Annotated in this window: 16 protein-coding genes; 11 read left to right on the forward strand and 5 right to left on the reverse strand. The window is 71.5% G+C overall.

Annotated features, from left to right (window positions below; genetic code table 11):
* Positions 1-34: 34 nt before the first annotated feature.
* The gene (gene hisN / locus ACZ4TO_RS22595; protein ID WP_382787607.1) at positions 35-835 is read right to left on the reverse strand and encodes a histidinol-phosphatase; all 801 of its coding nucleotides are present in this window, start codon (positions 833-835) and stop codon (positions 35-37) included.
* 214 nt (positions 836-1,049) lie between these two features.
* Here hisN and ACZ4TO_RS22600 point away from each other — a divergent pair, with 214 nt between their 5' ends.
* Positions 1,050-1,658: a TetR/AcrR family transcriptional regulator gene (locus tag ACZ4TO_RS22600; protein ID WP_382787605.1), complete on the forward strand. Its 609-nt coding sequence runs from the start codon at positions 1,050-1,052 to the stop codon at positions 1,656-1,658.
* Positions 1,659-1,721: 63 nt separating this feature from the next.
* On the opposite strand, the gene ACZ4TO_RS22605 is transcribed toward ACZ4TO_RS22600, so the two are convergent.
* The 4 genes from ACZ4TO_RS22605 to ACZ4TO_RS22620 all read right to left on the reverse strand — a co-directional run bounded on the left by ACZ4TO_RS22605 (position 1,722) and on the right by ACZ4TO_RS22620 (position 5,461).
* Complete coding sequence (locus tag ACZ4TO_RS22605) at positions 1,722-2,045, reverse strand: DMT family transporter (RefSeq protein WP_382787604.1); 324 nt, start codon at positions 2,043-2,045, stop codon at positions 1,722-1,724.
* A 122-nt stretch (positions 2,046-2,167) separates the two neighbouring features.
* Complete coding sequence (gene rsgA / locus ACZ4TO_RS22610) at positions 2,168-3,181, reverse strand: ribosome small subunit-dependent GTPase A (protein WP_382787602.1); 1,014 nt, start codon at positions 3,179-3,181, stop codon at positions 2,168-2,170.
* Positions 3,182-3,197: 16 nt separating this feature from the next.
* Entirely contained in the window at positions 3,198-4,538 is a 1,341-nt protein-coding gene (gene aroA, locus ACZ4TO_RS22615) for a 3-phosphoshikimate 1-carboxyvinyltransferase (RefSeq protein WP_355771410.1), read from the reverse strand.
* Between the two features lie 191 nt (positions 4,539-4,729).
* Positions 4,730-5,461, reverse strand: a complete 732-nt coding sequence (locus ACZ4TO_RS22620) for a M50 family metallopeptidase (RefSeq protein WP_382787598.1) — start codon at positions 5,459-5,461, stop codon at positions 4,730-4,732.
* A 50-nt stretch (positions 5,462-5,511) separates the two neighbouring features.
* Here ACZ4TO_RS22620 and ACZ4TO_RS22625 point away from each other — a divergent pair, with 50 nt between their 5' ends.
* From ACZ4TO_RS22625 to ACZ4TO_RS22670, 10 genes are all read left to right on the forward strand, one after another.
* On the forward strand, positions 5,512-6,327 hold the full coding sequence (locus ACZ4TO_RS22625; RefSeq protein ID WP_382787596.1) for an SOS response-associated peptidase: 816 nt from the start codon (positions 5,512-5,514) through the stop codon (positions 6,325-6,327).
* A gap of 19 nt (positions 6,328-6,346) precedes the next feature.
* Positions 6,347-6,982: an alpha/beta hydrolase family protein gene (locus ACZ4TO_RS22630; protein WP_468025048.1), complete on the forward strand. Its 636-nt coding sequence runs from the start codon at positions 6,347-6,349 to the stop codon at positions 6,980-6,982.
* A gap of 255 nt (positions 6,983-7,237) precedes the next feature.
* Entirely contained in the window at positions 7,238-7,930 is a 693-nt protein-coding gene (gene sigR / locus ACZ4TO_RS22635) for an RNA polymerase sigma factor SigR (protein ID WP_326790805.1), read from the forward strand.
* Positions 7,927-8,229, forward strand: a complete 303-nt coding sequence (gene rsrA, locus ACZ4TO_RS22640; protein ID WP_328448430.1) for a mycothiol system anti-sigma-R factor — start codon at positions 7,927-7,929, stop codon at positions 8,227-8,229. Before sigR ends, rsrA begins: the two co-directional genes overlap by 4 nt.
* Positions 8,230-8,418: 189 nt before the next feature.
* Positions 8,419-9,774, forward strand: a complete 1,356-nt coding sequence (locus tag ACZ4TO_RS22645; RefSeq protein WP_468025049.1) for an HD-GYP domain-containing protein — start codon at positions 8,419-8,421, stop codon at positions 9,772-9,774.
* 83 nt (positions 9,775-9,857) lie between these two features.
* Positions 9,858-11,069 carry an HD-GYP domain-containing protein gene (locus ACZ4TO_RS22650; RefSeq protein ID WP_468025067.1) on the forward strand — a complete coding sequence of 404 codons (1,212 nt, stop codon included), beginning with the start codon at positions 9,858-9,860 and terminating at the stop codon, positions 11,067-11,069.
* 153 nt (positions 11,070-11,222) lie between these two features.
* Entirely contained in the window at positions 11,223-12,203 is a 981-nt protein-coding gene (locus ACZ4TO_RS22655) for a tetratricopeptide repeat protein (RefSeq protein ID WP_382787589.1), read from the forward strand.
* A 58-nt stretch (positions 12,204-12,261) separates the two neighbouring features.
* Positions 12,262-12,912: a peptide deformylase gene (gene def, locus ACZ4TO_RS22660; protein WP_382787587.1), complete on the forward strand. Its 651-nt coding sequence runs from the start codon at positions 12,262-12,264 to the stop codon at positions 12,910-12,912.
* 343 nt (positions 12,913-13,255) lie between these two features.
* Positions 13,256-14,335: an epi-isozizaene synthase gene (gene cyc1 / locus ACZ4TO_RS22665; protein ID WP_468025068.1), complete on the forward strand. Its 1,080-nt coding sequence runs from the start codon at positions 13,256-13,258 to the stop codon at positions 14,333-14,335.
* Positions 14,332-15,717 carry a bifunctional albaflavenone monooxygenase/terpene synthase gene (locus ACZ4TO_RS22670; RefSeq protein ID WP_382787583.1) on the forward strand — a complete coding sequence of 462 codons (1,386 nt, stop codon included), beginning with the start codon at positions 14,332-14,334 and terminating at the stop codon, positions 15,715-15,717. The genes cyc1 and ACZ4TO_RS22670 overlap by 4 nt, the downstream gene beginning before the upstream one ends.
* Positions 15,718-15,832 lie beyond the last annotated feature (115 nt).

Genomic DNA, 15,832 nt, shown 5'->3' on the forward strand with positions numbered 1-15,832 from the left:
GAGTCACCGTCACATCACGCCCACCGCCCGCCGGTCAGTAGCGCTGGTTCAGATATCCCAGCATCTCGTCGTGCAGGAGGCCGTTCGACGCCGCCGCGTTGCCGCTGTGGGGGCCGGGGCGTCCGTCGAGGCCGGTGAACATGCCGCCCGCCTCGGTCACGATGATCGCGTTCGCCGCCATGTCCCAGAGCGACAGCTCGGGTTCGGCGCAGATGTCGACCGAACCCTCGGCGACCATCATGTACGGCCAGAAGTCGCCGTAACCGCGGGTGCGCCAGACCGCCTTCGTGAGATCGAGGAAGCCGTCCAGACGGCCCTGGTCCTCCCAGCCGGACAGCGAGGAGTAGGCGAAGGACGCGTCGGCCGTCCGCGAGACGCTGGACACCTTCAGCCGGGTCGCGGAGGACAGGCTGCGGCCGGTGAACGCGCCGTGCCCCTTCGCCGCCCACCAGCGACGGCCCAGCGCGGGGGCCGAGACGACGCCGACGACCGGCTGGTAGCCGCCCTCGCCCGCCTCCATCAGGGAGATCAGCGTGGCCCACACCGGCACACCGCGGACGTAGTTCTTGGTGCCGTCGATCGGGTCGACGACCCAGCGGCGCGGGCCCGTGCCCTCGATGCCGTACTCCTCGCCCAGGACCGCGTCACGCGGCCTGGCCCGCTGGAGGTGGCCGCGGATGAGTTCCTCGGCGGCCTTGTCGGCCTCGCTCACCGGCGTCATGTCCGGCTTCGTCTCGACCTTCAGGTCGAGTGCCTTGAAGCGGTCCATCGTCGCGGCGTCGGCGGCGTCCGCCAGGACATGGGCGAGGCGCAGGTCATCGCGGTAGTCGGGCATGGGTGAACCGTATCTGCCCGCGTCGGGACGGGGCTACACAGGACCGCCGGGCGATCACGGGGACGGCCGCCCCCTCGGGGCACGGTCCCGGGGCTCGTGCCCGGTCCGGCCGCGCGTGGCGTCGGCCGCGCGCCCCTCGGGACCGCCGCGACCCCTTGACAGTGCTCCCGCACGCGTCAAACCTGGCTCCAGAGCCGCTCGCCCCGAGGAGGCGATGATGCCCGCAGCGCGCGAATCGCTCTTGGACGCCGCCTATACGGCACTCGCGCGCAGGCCGTGGTCCGCAGTGCGGATGGTGGACGTGGCCGCGGTGGCCGGGGTGTCACGCCAGACGCTCTACAACGAGTTCGGGAGCAAGGAAGGCCTCGCGCGCGCCCTCGTACGACGGGAGGCCGACGCCTATCTCGCCGGTGTCGACCGGGCCCTGGCCGCGCACACGGACGCGCGGGACCGGCTGGCCGCGACCGCCGAGTGGACCACGTCGACGGCCCGCAGCAACGCGTTGGTACGGGCGATGCTGACCGGTTGCTGGAGCGAGCGGCTGCCCTCGCCCGCGCTGTCCCCGGTGCCGTCGTCGTCCGTGGTTCCGGCGCAGCGGCGGGCCGACGGGCCGCTGCCCTCACCCGCCGACTTCGTGACCCTGGTCCGCGACCGCGCGGTCGCCGCGCTCGCCCTGTCCCGGGCGGACACCCCCGAGGCGGCACGGGCCTGCGAACTGGTGGCCAGGCTCGCGCTGTCGTGTGTCGTCGCGCCGCCCGCCCGGGGCGGTGTCACGGAACTGGTCAGAACAGCGCTCGCGCCGTCCCACCGGCTGGGGGTCTGAAGCGCGCCGACGCGCAGGGACGGACGGGCCCCGCCGGCTCGACGGCGCCCGGAGGGTGCGAGCTCAGTGCGCCGACCCCGACAACTGGAGCCCGATGACGCCGATGATGACCAGGCTGATCGAGACGATCTTGAGGACCGAGACCAGGTCGTCGAGGAAGATCATGCCGTAGATGGCGGTGCCGGCCGCGCCGATGCCGGTCCACACCGCGTAGGCGGGACCGACGTCGAGCTTCTTCAGGGAGAGGGTCAGCAGACCGAAGCTGCCCAGGGCGAAGACGCAGAAGGCGACGGTCGGCCAGAATCTGGTGAAGCCGTGGGAGAGCTTCAGGCAGACGGCGAAGCCGGTTTCGAGCAGTCCCGCCACAACGACCAGCAGCCACGCCATTTCTTGTCCTCCCGCATCGCACGTCGACTGCTTCGGCTGGTCCGGACCGGCTCGGTGCGATTATGCATTCACCGACCCGGAGAAGCCCTTACCGACGGCGGGCGTACGCAAACACGGGGACGTCAGTCGCCCTCGTGGCGCTCCCGCGTGGCCAGCAGCCGGCGCAGCGAGTACAGCCGCTGCGGGTCCGCGTGGCCGTCGGCCACCCACTGGTCGAGCGCGCAGTCCGGCTCGTCGTGACTGCACGCGCGGGGGCAGCCCTCGGTGCCGGGTTCCAGATCCGGGAAGGCATGGATGACCCGGGACGGATCGACGTGGTTCAGGCCGAAGGACCGGACACCCGGGGTGTCCACCACCCAGCCGCCGCCGCTGCCCGCGAGCGGCAGGGCCAGCGCCGAGGTGGTCGTGTGCCGGCCGCGCCCGGTGACCGCGTTGACGTGACCGGTCGTCCGGCGCTGCTCGGGCGGCACCAGCGCGTTCACCAGAGTGGTCTTGCCGACGCCCGAGTGACCCACGAACGCCGTGATCCTGCCGTCCAGTTGCTCGCGCACCAGGTCGGCGGCGGCCTCGGTCCGCAGTTCCTCGCGGCTGGTCACCACGTACGGGATGTCCAGCGCGCCGTACAGCTCCAGGAACTTGTCCGGCGGGGCCAGGTCCGACTTCGTGAGCACGAGGAGCGGGGTCAGGCCGCCGTCGAAGGCCGCCACCAGGCAGCGGTCGATCAGACGGGGACGCGGCTCGGGGTCGGCGAGGGCGGTGACGATGGCGAGCTGGTCGGCGTTGGCGACGACGACACGCTCGTACGGGTCGTCGTCGTCGGCCGTGCGGCGCAGCACCGAGGTGCGGGGCTCGATGCGGACGATGCGGGCGAGGGTGTCCTTCTCCCCGGACAGGTCGCCCACGATGGCCACCCGGTCGCCGACCACCGCGGCCTTGCGGCCCAGTTCGCGTGCCTTCATCGCCGTCACGGCGCGGCCCTCGACCAGGCAGGTCAGCCGGCCGCGGTCGACCGTCAGGACCATGCCCTCGACGGCCTCCTCGTGCTTGGGGCGGATGTTCGTACGCGGACGGTTGCCCTTGCGGTTCGGCCGCTGGCGGATGTCGTCCTCGTCGGTGTGCTTGCCGTAACGGCGCATGATCCAGGTCCGCCCGTCAGTTCCCGAGCATCCCGGTCCACAGGTCGGGGAAGTCGGGCAGGGTCTTCGCGGTCGTCGCCACGTTCTCGATCTGGACGCCCTCCACCGCCAGCCCGATGATCGCTCCGGCCGTCGCCATGCGGTGGTCGTCGTACGTGTGGAAGATGCCGCCGTGCAGCCGGCGCGGCCGGATGTGCAGGCCGTCGGCGGTCTCGGTGACATCGCCGCCGAGTTCGTTGATCTCCTTGGTGAGCGCGGCCAGCCGGTCCGTCTCGTGCAGCCGCAGATGGGCCACGCCCCGCAGGGTGGAGGGGGAGTCGGCGAGCGCCGCGACCGCGGCGATGCCCGGGGTGAGCTCACCGACCTCGCCCAGGTCCACGTCGATGCCGTGGATGGCACCCGAACCGGTGAACTGCAGTCCGGCCTCGGTCAGTTCGCAGGAACCACCCATCTCGGTGAAGATCTCCCGCAGCCGATCGCCGGGCTGGGTGGTGTGGGCGGGCCAGTCGGGGATCACGACCGTGCCGCCGGTCACCAGCGCCGCCGCCAGGAACGGCTGGGCGTTCGACAGGTCCGGCTCGATGATCAGGTCGCGGCCGAGCAGCGCCCCCGGCGTCACCCGCCACACGTTCGGCTCACCGCCCGACTCCGGGGTGTCCACCTGCGCGCCGACGGCGCGCAGCATGTCCACGGTCATCCGGATGTGCGGCATGGACGGGAGCGTCGAGCCGGTGTGCCGGACCTCGACGCCCTGGTTGAAGCGCGGGGCGGAGAGCAGCAGGGCGGACACGAACTGGGAGGACGACGACGCGTCGATCTCCACCGGGCCGCCGTCCAGGGCGCCACCGCCGTGCACCGTCAGCGGCAGCGCGCCGCGGGCGTCGTCGTCGATCCGGGCGCCGAGCAGACGCAGCGCGTCGATCACGCCGTGCAGCGGACGCTCGTACGACCGCGGGTCGCCGTCGAAGCGGATGGGACCGTCCGCGAGCGCGGCGACGGGAGGCAGGAAGCGCATGACGGTGCCGGCGTTGCCGACATCGACCGTGGCCGGGCCGCGCAGGCCCGAGGGGATGACACGCCAGGCCTCGCCGGAGGCGTCCGGACCGGCCGCGACGGTCGAGCTGGAGGCGACGGTCTCCTCGATGCCGACGCCCATCGCGCGCAGCGCGCCGGCCATCAGCAGGGTGTCGCGGGAACGCAGCGGGCGGCGCAGCCAGCCCGGTTCGGAGGCCAGCGCGGCCAGGACGAGAGCGCGGTTGGTGACCGACTTGGACCCCGGCACGTGAACCGTCGCGTCGACGGCTCCGCTTGCGTGCGGGGCTGGCCAGAGGGCGGTGTGGGCGGGGTTCACGGTCATGCGCCCCACTTTAGTGGCAGGGCGCCGGGGGGCCGCGGGTCCGTCACCGCCGGTGACGCCCGCCCGGGGGAGCCGGGCGGGGCCTGTCCCGGGACCGGCCCCGCCGGTTCCCGGCACAGCTCAGGGCATGTCGACCGGGGCCGGGGCCCTTCGAACGGCCCCGCGCCCCCGGAGGATCCGCGGCCCGCCGCTCACAGTTCCAGCAGCCAGCGTCCGCCGCCCATCAGGGAGCACAGCGACACGGCGTGGAAGAGGAAGAGCCACAGCCCGGCCGGCACGTGGGTCAGCCGCGAGAGCTGGTCGGCGTCGGAGTCGCCCGCGCCGCCGCGCCTCCGCTTGGCTTGGAGTTCGAAGGCCGGGCGGACGCCGCCGAGGAGCAGGAACCACACCACGGCGTACGCGAACGCTGCCTGTACCTGGGGTCCGGCGAGCCAGGACACCAGCAGGAAGGTGCCGCCGGTGAGGATCACGGTGAGCGCGCCGTACGCGTTGCGGATCATCACCAGCATGGCTATGAGCAGGGCCGTGGCCACCCACAGCAGCAGGGTGATGTGCCCGGCGCCGAGCAGCGCGGCGCCGCCGAGCCCGAGCAGCGGGGGAGCGGTGTAGCCCGCGGCCGCGGTGAGGATCATGCCGAGGCCGGTCGGCTTGCCGCGGCTGACCGTGAGGCCGCTGGTGTCGGAGTGCAGCCGGATACCGCTGAGGCTGCGCCCGGTGAGCAGGGCGACCAGGCCGTGGCCGCCCTCGTGGGCGATGGTGATGGCGTTGCGGGAGACCCGCCACACGGCGTGCGGGAGGATCGCCGCGAGGGCCGCGACCATGGTGGCGATCACGACCCACAGGTCGGGGTCCGGCTGGGTGCCGAACACCTCGTCCCACAGGGAGCTGAGCGAGGCCAGCGAGGTGGATGCGGTGCTGTCCATTGTCGGCGGTGGCTCCCTTTCGCGGCGCGGAATCTGGCAGTGTTGCACGTATGTGCGGACGGTATGCAGCCAGTCGTGGACCCGAGGATCTCGCAGCAACCTTTGAGGTCGAGAAGTGGGACCCCGAGGAGACCCTGGCGCCCGACTACAACGTGGCTCCGACCAAGGAGGTCTACGTCGTCCTCGACCGCCCTGTGAAGGACGCGGACAGCCCGAGACCGGTTCGCCAGCTCCGCAGGCTCAAGTGGGGACTGGTCCCGTCGTGGTCCAAGACGCCCGAGGGCGCCGCCCGGATGATCAACGCGCGCGCCGAGACGGTGCACGAGAAGCCCTCGTACCGCCGCGCTTTCAGCACCCGGCGCTGCGTCATCCCCGCCGACGGCTACTACGAATGGGTCACCGGCGGGGCGGAGCGCGAGCTGGAGGTCGAGGGCAGGAAGAAGCGGCCCCGCAAGCAGCCGTACTTCGTGACGCCGGCGGACGGTTCGGTCTTCGCGATGGCGGGACTGTACGAGTTCTGGCGCGACCGGACCCTGCCGGACGAGCACCCGCTGGCCTGGTGGGTGACCTGCTCGGTCATCACGACCGAGGCGGAGACGGCACCGCTCGCGGTGGGCCCCGCCGAGGGCCCGCGGGCCCTGGCCGACATCCACCCCCGGATGCCCCTGATGCTCACCCCCGACCGCTGGGACCACTGGCTCGACCCCGCCCGTACGGACCCGGACGAGCTCCGTGACCTGCTCGCGCCGCCGCCCACCGGGCTGATGCGCGCGTACCCCGTGTCCACCGCGGTCAGCAACGTCCGCAACAACGGCGCGGAGCTGCTGAAGGAGCTCGAAGGGCCCGAGGAGGGCACACTCTTCTGACGTGGCGAGGATCAGCGACGTGAGCGGGACCAGCGAGACCATCGAGACCGGTGCCGGTACGGCCCGGATCACCTGGCACGGGGCGGCGAAGGCGCGGCTCGTGCTGGCCGCGAGCCATGGCGCGGGCGGCGGCATCGAGGCCCGGGACCTGCGGGCCCTCGCGGAGGTGCTCCCCGTTCATGGGGTGAGCGTGGCGCTCGTCGAACAGCCCTGGCGGGTGGCCGGGAAGAAGGTGGCCCCCGCGCCGAAGACGCTGGACGTGGGATGGCGGGGGGTGTGGCCCGCGCTGGCGGAGCGGGGGCTGCCCGTGATCTCCGGAGGCCGCAGCGCGGGTGCCCGGGTCGCGTGCAGGACCGCGGTGGAGCTGGGCGCCGCCGCCGTGCTCGCCCTGAGCTTCCCCCTGCACCCGCCGGGCCGGCCGGAGAAGTCCCGCGCCGCCGAACTGCTCGGCGCCGGGGTGCCCACCCTCGTCGTCCAGGGCGGCAACGACCCGTTCGGCCGCCCGGAGGAGTTCCCGCAAGGCTCGTACGAGCTGGTCGAAGTGCCCTACGGAGATCACGGCTTCGCCGTCCCGAAGCGGGCTCCGCTCGGCGAGGAGGAGGCCCTGAAGATCATCACGGACGGTGTCGTGGGGTGGGCCGCGTCACTCGGGTGACGGCCGGGAATGCGGGGTGACGGACTTCTGTTGTGCGGATCAGACAGCACGCAGCGTGCTGCACCGTTCGTACGAGAGGAAGTCCGCCGCATGGGTTCGACCTTCTGCCCGAGCCGCAGCAGCCGCGCTGACCTGGACTGGACGGTGCTGCACGCGGGCAAGAACGCCCCGATTCGGGCGGCGGGCGGGCATGATGTTCGTCTATCCTCCGATTCCAGTGGGACCGGTCTCGGTCTCGCTACGTCGCTGGAGGAGGTGGGTCCGGTCACTGGGACCGACGCAGGGACCGAAAACGGCCAGGCGGAGCAGCCCGAGGGCCAGGGCACGAGCGACGCGACGGCGGAGACCTCCGCCGAGCGCACCGCGCGCTTCGAGCGGGACGCGCTCGAATTCCTCGACCAGATGTACTCGGCGGCCCTGCGTATGACACGCAATCCGGCCGACGCCGAGGACCTGGTGCAGGAGACGTACGCCAAGGCGTACGCGTCGTTCCACCAGTTCCGCGAGGGCACGAACCTCAAGGCGTGGCTGTACCGCATTCTCACCAACACCTTCATCAACTCGTACCGCAAGAAGCAGCGCGAACCCCAGCGCAGCGCGGCCGAGGAGATCGAGGACTGGCAGCTCGCGCGCGCCGAGTCGCACATGTCGACCGGCCTCCGTTCCGCCGAGTCGCAGGCGCTGGACCACCTGCCCGACTCCGACGTGAAGGAAGCGCTGCAGGCGATCCCCGAGGAATTCCGCATCGCCGTCTATCTCGCGGACGTAGAGGGCTTTGCGTACAAGGAGATCGCGGACATCATGGGGACACCCATCGGTACGGTGATGTCCCGGCTGCACCGGGGCCGTCGCCAACTGCGCGGCATGCTGGAGGACTACGCCCGTGACCGCGGGCTGGTCCCCGCCGGCGCCGGAGAGTCGAACGAAGCGAAAGGCTCGGGCTCATGAGCTGCGGAGAGCCGCACGAGACGGATTGCAGTGAGGTACTCGATCATCTGTACGAGTTCCTCGATCATGAGATGCCGGACGCGGACTGCACCAAGTTCGAGGTCCACTTCGAGGAGTGCTCTCCGTGCCTGGAGAAGTACGGCCTGGAGCAGGCCGTCAAGAAGCTGGTCAAGCGGTGCTGCGGCCATGACGACGTGCCCACCGACCTGCGGGCCAAGGTCATGGGACGCATCGATCTGATCCGCTCCGGACAGGCCGTGCCCGAGCACGACGTGACCGCGACGGCCCAGGAGTCCTGACCTCCGGCGGCCCTCCGTCGCGAGGGTCGCGCCGGCCGCGGCGAAAGTCTCCGGGCCCTCCGTTTATCACCCGAACGTGCTAATCCGCGGGCCTGGAGCCCGCGGATTCGTACATACCCGTCCCCGTCCTCTTCCTGCCGCCCTAGGCTCCGCCCTGACAACGGGGGAGGTACGGGGGAGGTTTCGGGGATGGGTTCGGTTCCGGCGTGGGCCCGTGCGTACGTGGCCGGTGTCGTCCTCCTGGCACTCGCCTGCCTGGCTCCCCTGCCGCAGGTGAGCGTGCCCTGGGAGATCGTCGCGCTGCTCGCCGTCCTGTACGCGGGCTGCGAGCGCCTCACCCTGCAGCTCCGGCCGCACGGAGCCGGCGCCCCCGGCGACACCACGCAGGGAATGGGCACCTTCCTCCCCGTGCTGCTGGCCGGCGCCTTCCTGCTGCCCGCGCCCGCCGCCGCCCTCGTCGCGCTGCCCGGGGCCCTGCTCGCCCGGATCGAACAGCGCCCGCGCGGCCCGCGCCGGATCTGGCGCGCCGCGCAGCTCACCCTCGCCGTCTGGGCCGCGTCCCGGACATACGGGGCGCTCGGCGGCCGGAACGCGCTCGACACGCCCGACTTCCCGTACGCGCTCGTGCCCGCCGGGGCCGCCGTGCTCACCTTCTGCGCCGCGCTCACCGTGCTCGACGGCGGGATCCTCGCGCTGGCCGAACGCGCCCCGGTGCGCGGGGCCTGGCACGGACTCTTCGCGCGCTCACTGGCCCCGGTCGCCGTGCACGGCCTCGCCGGACTGATGATGGCGGTGCTCTGGCGCAGCCCGTACGGACCCGTCGCCGCGCTCCTCGTCCTGCTGCCGATGTACGTCTCCTGCTGGGTCTTCGCCCAGTACCACCGCGAGCGGGCCGCCCACCAGGCCACCATCCGCGCCCTCGTCCAGGCCGTCGACATCAAGGACGGCTACACCCGCGGACACAGCGAGCGGGTCGGCCGGGCCTCCGTGATGATCGCCCGTGAGCTGGGCATGCACGACGAGCGGGTCGAGGTGCTGCGGTTCGCCGGCATCCTGCACGACGTCGGAAAACTCGGCGTCCCCACCCGGCTGCTGCGCAAGGACGGACCGCTGACACCCGAGGAGCGGCAGGTCATCGAACTGCACCCCGAGTACGGGCACGAGATGGTCCGCGGGATCGGGTTCCTCGGCGAGGCCCGCTCGGCGATCCTGCACCACCACGAGCGGCTGGACGGAAGCGGATATCCGTACGGTCTCGCGGGACCGCAGATCCCGGAGTTCGCCCGGGTGGTGGCCGTCGCCGACGCGTTCGACGCCATGACCTCGACCCGCTCCTACCGCAGGGCCCGCCCGGTCGGGGCGGCGCTCGACGAACTGGGGCGGTGCGCGGGGACGCAGTTCGACCCCCGGATGGTGGCGGCGCTGGTACGGGCCCTCGACCGGCACGGCTGGCATCCCGCGGTGACCGCGGACACCGCCCCGGCGGGCCTGCCCGGCCTGCCGCCGGGGCATCCGTCCGACACCGTCGGGAGGAGCGCGCCGTGAGCGCCACCGCCTCCCGGCAGGAGGCCCCCGCCCGCATCCCCCGTCCCTCGTCGGCGGGCGGAACCCCCGCCCTGCTCACCGCGGTGCGCGCGCTCGCCCTCGCCCTCAGCCTGCTCGCCCTCGGCGTCACCCTCTGGGAGGGCATCGACGAACGCGGCACGGCACTCGCCTTCGGCCTGCTCATAGCCGTCGGCGAGCTCGCCCGCTGGAGCGGGGCCGAACAGCGCGAGTCCGCGCCCCTCGGGGCCGCCGGAGCCCTCGCCTACGCGCTGCTCGGCGAGAACGCCGGGCACCGCACCGACCACGGCGTCCTCCAGGTCGTCGCCGTCGTGGTGGCGGCGGCGCTGATCGGCTGCGTCCCGCACGTGGCGCGGGGGGACGCGCCGACGCCCGACCATCTCGCCCGCCGCGTCCTGACCGTCGCCTTCGCCGCCGTCTGCTTCCAACCCCTCTACGACCGGGGCAGATTGCTGGAGTGGGGCGGCTCGGCCCAGGCCCTGCTGCTCGTCGCGCTGCTGGTCCTCACCACCCTGTGGGACGCCGTGCTCGCGGCGGCGACGGCCCACGCCCGGACCCGGTGGCCGTTCGGGCCGCTGCTGCGCGAGGAGTTGCGGGCCACCCTCGGGATCGGTTCGGCCGTGTGCGCGACCGGGGCCGTGATGGCGCTCGCGGTCGCGGTGGTCGGACTGTGGGCGCTGCCCGTCTTCTGCCTGCCGCTGCTGCTCACCCAGCTCTCCTTCCGGCGCTACGCGGCCGTGCGGGTCACCTACCGGCAGACGATCGCCTCCCTCGCGCGTGCGACCGAGATCGCCGGGTACACCCCGGCCGGGCACGCCCGCCGGGTCGCGGCCCTCAGCCGGGCCGTGGGCCGCGAGCTGGGCCTGTCCGAGCCCGACCTGACCGTCCTGGAGTACGCGGCGCTGATGCACGACATCGGGCAGCTCAGCCTGGTCGACCCCGTACCGGCGGGTGCCACGGCCGTGCTCCCGGCGGACGAGCAGCGGCGCATCGCGCTGCTCGGCGGCGCCGTCGTCCGGCAGACCGGGGTGGAGGCCGAGGTCGCCGTCGTCGTGGAGCGGCAGGCGGATCCGTACCGGGACCAGCCGGTCACCGCGCGCATCGTACGGACGGTGAACGCATACGAGGAGATGGCCCGGGCAGCAGGGCCCACAGGGCCGCTGACCGCGCTGGAGAAACTGCGGCTGGCCACCGCGCGCGACTACCAGCCCGAGGTCGTGGAGTCACTGGCCCGGGTCCTGTCCCGGGCCGGTCTGACCTTGCCCAGGGCTGGGTAACCCATGGGTAATGAGCGGCCGTCCGAAGGTACGTGGTTGGATGCGAGGGAGAGGGTGTCAGGGGGCGCCGGCCGGCCCGGGGCTGCACTGCCTCCCAGGGACTCTTCGAGGCACCGGCAGGCGGGCAACGCAAGAAACTGGCAGGCGGGAATCGTGAGGATCTTCGGCAAGGGACGACACCGGCCCTCCGCCTCATGGCGGCAGGCCACCGACCGTGCGTTCACGCTGATCGGCGACGGCCGGTACGAGGACGCGGGGGCGCTGCTGACACGTGCCGCGGACCTGGAGCCCTGGCTGTCCGAGTCCTGGTTCAACCTGGCCCTGCTGCACAAGTTCCGGCACGACTGGGAGCAGGCGCGGGCGGCGGGCCTGCGGGCCGTCGCCCTGCTCGACCGGGAGACCGGCGCACCCGACTGGTGGAACGTGGGGATCGCGGCCACCGCCCTGCAGGACTGGCCGCTGGCCCGGCGCTCCTGGCAGGCGTACGGGCTGCGGGTGCCCGGCGGCGCGGCCGTCTCCGGCGAACCCATGGGCATGGACCTCGGCAGCGCGGCCGTGCGGCTGTCGCCGGAGGGCGAGGCCGAGGTGGTGTGGGGGCGCCGGCTGGACCCCGCCCGCGTCGAGGTGCTGTCGATCCCGCTGCCGTCCTCCGGACGCCGCTGGGGCGAGGTCGTGCTGCACGACGGCGTTCCGCACGGCGAGCGGACCACCGCCGCCGGGCACGCCTACCCGGTCTTCGACGAGATCGAGCTGTGGGCGCCCTCGCCGGTGCCGACCTGGGTCGTCCTCCTGGAGGCGGCCACCGAGGAGGACCGGGACGCGCTGGAGCGGCTCGCCGCCGACGCCGGCTTCGCCGCGGAGGACTGGTCCTCGTCCGTACGGCTGCTGTGCCGGATGTGCTCCGAGTCCCGCATGCCCTCCGACGAGGGCGACGAGGAACACCTCGACCCGCACGACCACAGCGAGCCGGGGCATCCCGGTCCGCTCGGCCATCGCACCGACGGCCAGCTCTGGGTGCCCGAGCGGGAGTGCGGTCTCGCGGCACCGGCCTCGCTGGTGCGCGGCCTGCTCGACGGCTGGGTCGCCGACAGTCCGGACTCCCGCGACTGGCGGGATCTGGAAGAGGTCTGCTGAGCGCACCTTTAGGCTTAGTCGCAGAAAATCCCAAGGTCTGAGGAAGGCGTACGTCGTCATGGCGCAGCAGGACACCGATCAGCAGCACGTGGGCGTGCTCCCCGTGGACGACGACGGCTTCGTCATCGACACCGAGGACGCCGAGGAGCGCGAGACCGCCCACCGCGAGCGCGGCACCTCGCGTCCGATCACGGTGGTCGGGAACCCGGTGCTGCACAAGGAGTGCAAGGACGTCACCGAGTTCGGGGACGATCTGGACCAGTTGGTCGCCGACATGTTCGCGAGCCAGCGCACCGCCGAGGGCGTGGGCCTGGCCGCCAATCAGATCGGCGTCGACCTGAAGGTCTTCGTCTACGACTGCCAGGACGACCAGGGTGTGCGGCACGTCGGCGTGGTCTGCAACCCGAAGCTCGTCGACCTGCCGGCCGACCAGCGCCAGCTCGACGAGAGCAACGAGGGCTGCCTGTCCGTGCCGACCGCCTACGCGCCGCTCGCCCGCCCGGACTACGCCGAGGTCACCGGGCAGGACGAGAAGGGCAACCCGATCCGGGTGCGCGGTACGGGCTACTTCGCGCGCTGCCTCCAGCACGAGACGGACCACCTGTACGGCTACCTGTACATCGACCGCCTCTCCAAGCGCGACCGCAAGGACGCGCTGCGGCAGATGGCCGAGAACGAGCCGCGCTACGCGACCGTGGCGAACGACTGAGCCTCGGCTCGGCGGGCGCCCCGCGCCCCTGTGACATAAATTGACCGGCGTGACGCGCGGACTCTCGTGGGTCCACTCGAACGGTGCCTGGACAGGTGATCCTCCTGACCAGGCACCGTTCGCATGTACGTCGCATGTTCGATCCCTTGTGCTCCTTCAGTGATCCAGATTCAGTCACACAAGGGGAGATTCTCGGCATGGTCGCGTAGTCAGTGGGCCAAATCCGTTCCCAGAACGGTCAGTTGTGGTGCTGAATAGGAAGTGCGGGGATACGCAACGGCGCGCGCGCCCGGCACAGCGGGAGGGGGCGTGACGTCAACAGGCGGCTGAGAGGGGTTTGTTCGTGCGTGCTTTCTCATACGGCTCTCCATCGACAGCGCTAGCGGTGCCACCGGCGCTCTATCTCCCGGTGATCGAGTCCGGGTTTCCCCGTCAACTGCACCCGTATTGGCCGAGGCTCCAGGAGAACACCAGGACCTGGCTGCTCGAAAAACGGCTGATGCCGGCGGACAAGGTCGAGGAGTATGCCGACGGCCTGTGCTACACGGACCTCATGGCGGGCTACTACATAGGCGCCCCCGACGAGGTCCTGCAGGCGATAGCGGACTACAGCGCGTGGTTCTTCGTCTGGGACGACCGGCACGACCGTGACGTCGTCCACGGCCGCGCGAACGCCTGGCGGAAGCTCAGGATCAGGCTCCACGCGGCCCTCGACACCCCCAGAGACCATCTGCACCACCAGGATCCCCTGGTGGCGGGGTTCGCCGACAGCATGGTGCGGCTGTACTCGTTCCTCGGCGAGCACTGGAACAAACGGTTCGCACGTCACTTCCACGCGGTGATCGACGCGTACGACCGGGAGTTCCGGAACCGGACCTCCGGCACCGTTCCCACGGTCTCGGAATACCTGGAACTCCGCCGGCTCACTTTCGCACACCGCATCTGGACCGACCTTCTGGAACCGAGCGCGGGATGTGAACTCCCCGCCGAGGTGCGGCGGCATCCGGCATTCCGGCGGGCGGCACTGCTCAGCCAGGAATTCGCCGCCTGGTACAACGATCTGTGTTCGCTCCCCAAAGAAATAGCGGGCGACGAGGTCCACAATCTCGGGATCAGTCTCATTCACCATGAGGGGCTGACACTCGAAGAAGCCGTCATCGAAGTGAGGCGACGGGTCGAGGAATGCGTGGAACAATTCCTCGACGCCGAGAAGGACGTCTCACGGCTCGCCGCATTACTCGACGACGGCACGGTCCGGGGAAAAGAGACGAGCAACGCCGTCAGAGCGTGCCTCGGAAACATGCGGAACTGGTTCAGCTCCGTGTACTGGTTCCACCACGAGTCGGGCCGGTACATGGTCGACAACTGGGACGACCGCTCCACACCCCCGTACGTCAACAATGAAGCGGCAGGTGAGAAATGACCGTCGACGCGGTACGACCCGAGGCGCCCGAGGTGGGGGAGCCGTCCGTCCCGCCCCTCGCCGGTGGTGGGCTGCCCGTCCTCGGGCACGGCTGGAAACTGGCCCGCGACCCGCTGGGCTTCCTCGCCCGGCTGCGCGACCACGGTGACGTCGTGCGGCTCAGGATGGGACCCAAGACGGTGTACGCCGTCACCACCCCCGCGCTCACCGGCGCGCTGGCGCTCAGCCCCGACTACGAGATAGGCGGCCCCCTGTGGGAGTCGCTCGAAGGGCTGCTGGGCAAGCAGGGCGTCGCCACGGCCAACGGGGCGCTGCACCGGCGCCAGCGCCGGACCATCCAGCCCGCGTTCCGGGCCGACATCATCCCCGAGTACGGCCCGATCATGGAGGAGGAGTCGAAGGCCTTCGCGGAGCGCTGGGAGAGCGGAGCGGCGGTCGACTGCACCTCCGAGTCGTTCCGTGTCGCGGTCCGTGTCGCCGCCCGCTGTCTGCTGCGCGGGCAGTTCATGGACGAGCGCGCGGAGCGGCTGAGCGTCGCGCTCGCCACCGTGTTCCGCGGCATGTACCGCCGCATGGTGATACCCGCGGGACCGCTCTACCGGCTCCCGCTCCCCTCGATACGCGCATTCGACCGCGCATTGGCCGATCTGCACGCGCTTGTCGACGAGATCATCGACGAGCGGCGGGCATCTGGTCAAAAGCCGGACGATTTGCTGACGGCATTGCTGGAAGCGAAGAACGACGACGGCGACCCCATAGACGAACAGGAGATCCACGACCAAGTCGTCGCGATACTGACCCCCGGCAGCGAAACCATCGCATCCACGATCATGTGGTTGCTTCAAGTGTTGACGGAACATCCGGAACAGGCGGACAAAGTGGCCGCAGAGGTCCGGTCCGTCGCAGGAGACCGGCCCGTCGGATTCGCCGACGTCCGGAAGCTGTCGCACACGAACAATGTCGTCGTCGAGGCGATGCGTTTACGCCCCGCCGTATGGATATTGACGCGGCGCGCGGTGGCCGAAACAGAGCTGGGCGGCTATCGGATTCCGGCCGGTGCCGACATCGTCTACAGCCCGTACGCGATCCAGCGCGACCCCCGGTCGTACCAGGAGCATCTGGATTTCGATCCCGACCGCTGGCTTCCGGAACGTTCCAAGGACATCCCGAAGTACGCGATGCGCCCCTTCAGCGTGGGCAACCGCAAGTGCCCGAGCGACCATTTCTCGATGGCACTGCTCTCCCTGGTCACCGCGACCCTGGCGTCCCGGTGGCGCTTCGAAGCGGTGCCCGGGTCCAGCGACACGACCCGCGTCGGCATCACGCTGCGTCCCCATGACCTGCGGCTGAGGGCCCGGCCGCGCCAGGTGGACCCGGCCTAGGCCGTCGGGGGCCGGTCACCGGCCCTCGGAGCGGGGGGGGGGGGGGGGGGGGGGGGGGGGAGGGGGAAGGGGGGGGGAGAAGAAAGAGAGGGGGTCAACGCTTTCCCCACTCGCC

This window comes from Streptomyces sp. NPDC028298, assembly GCF_055565895.1.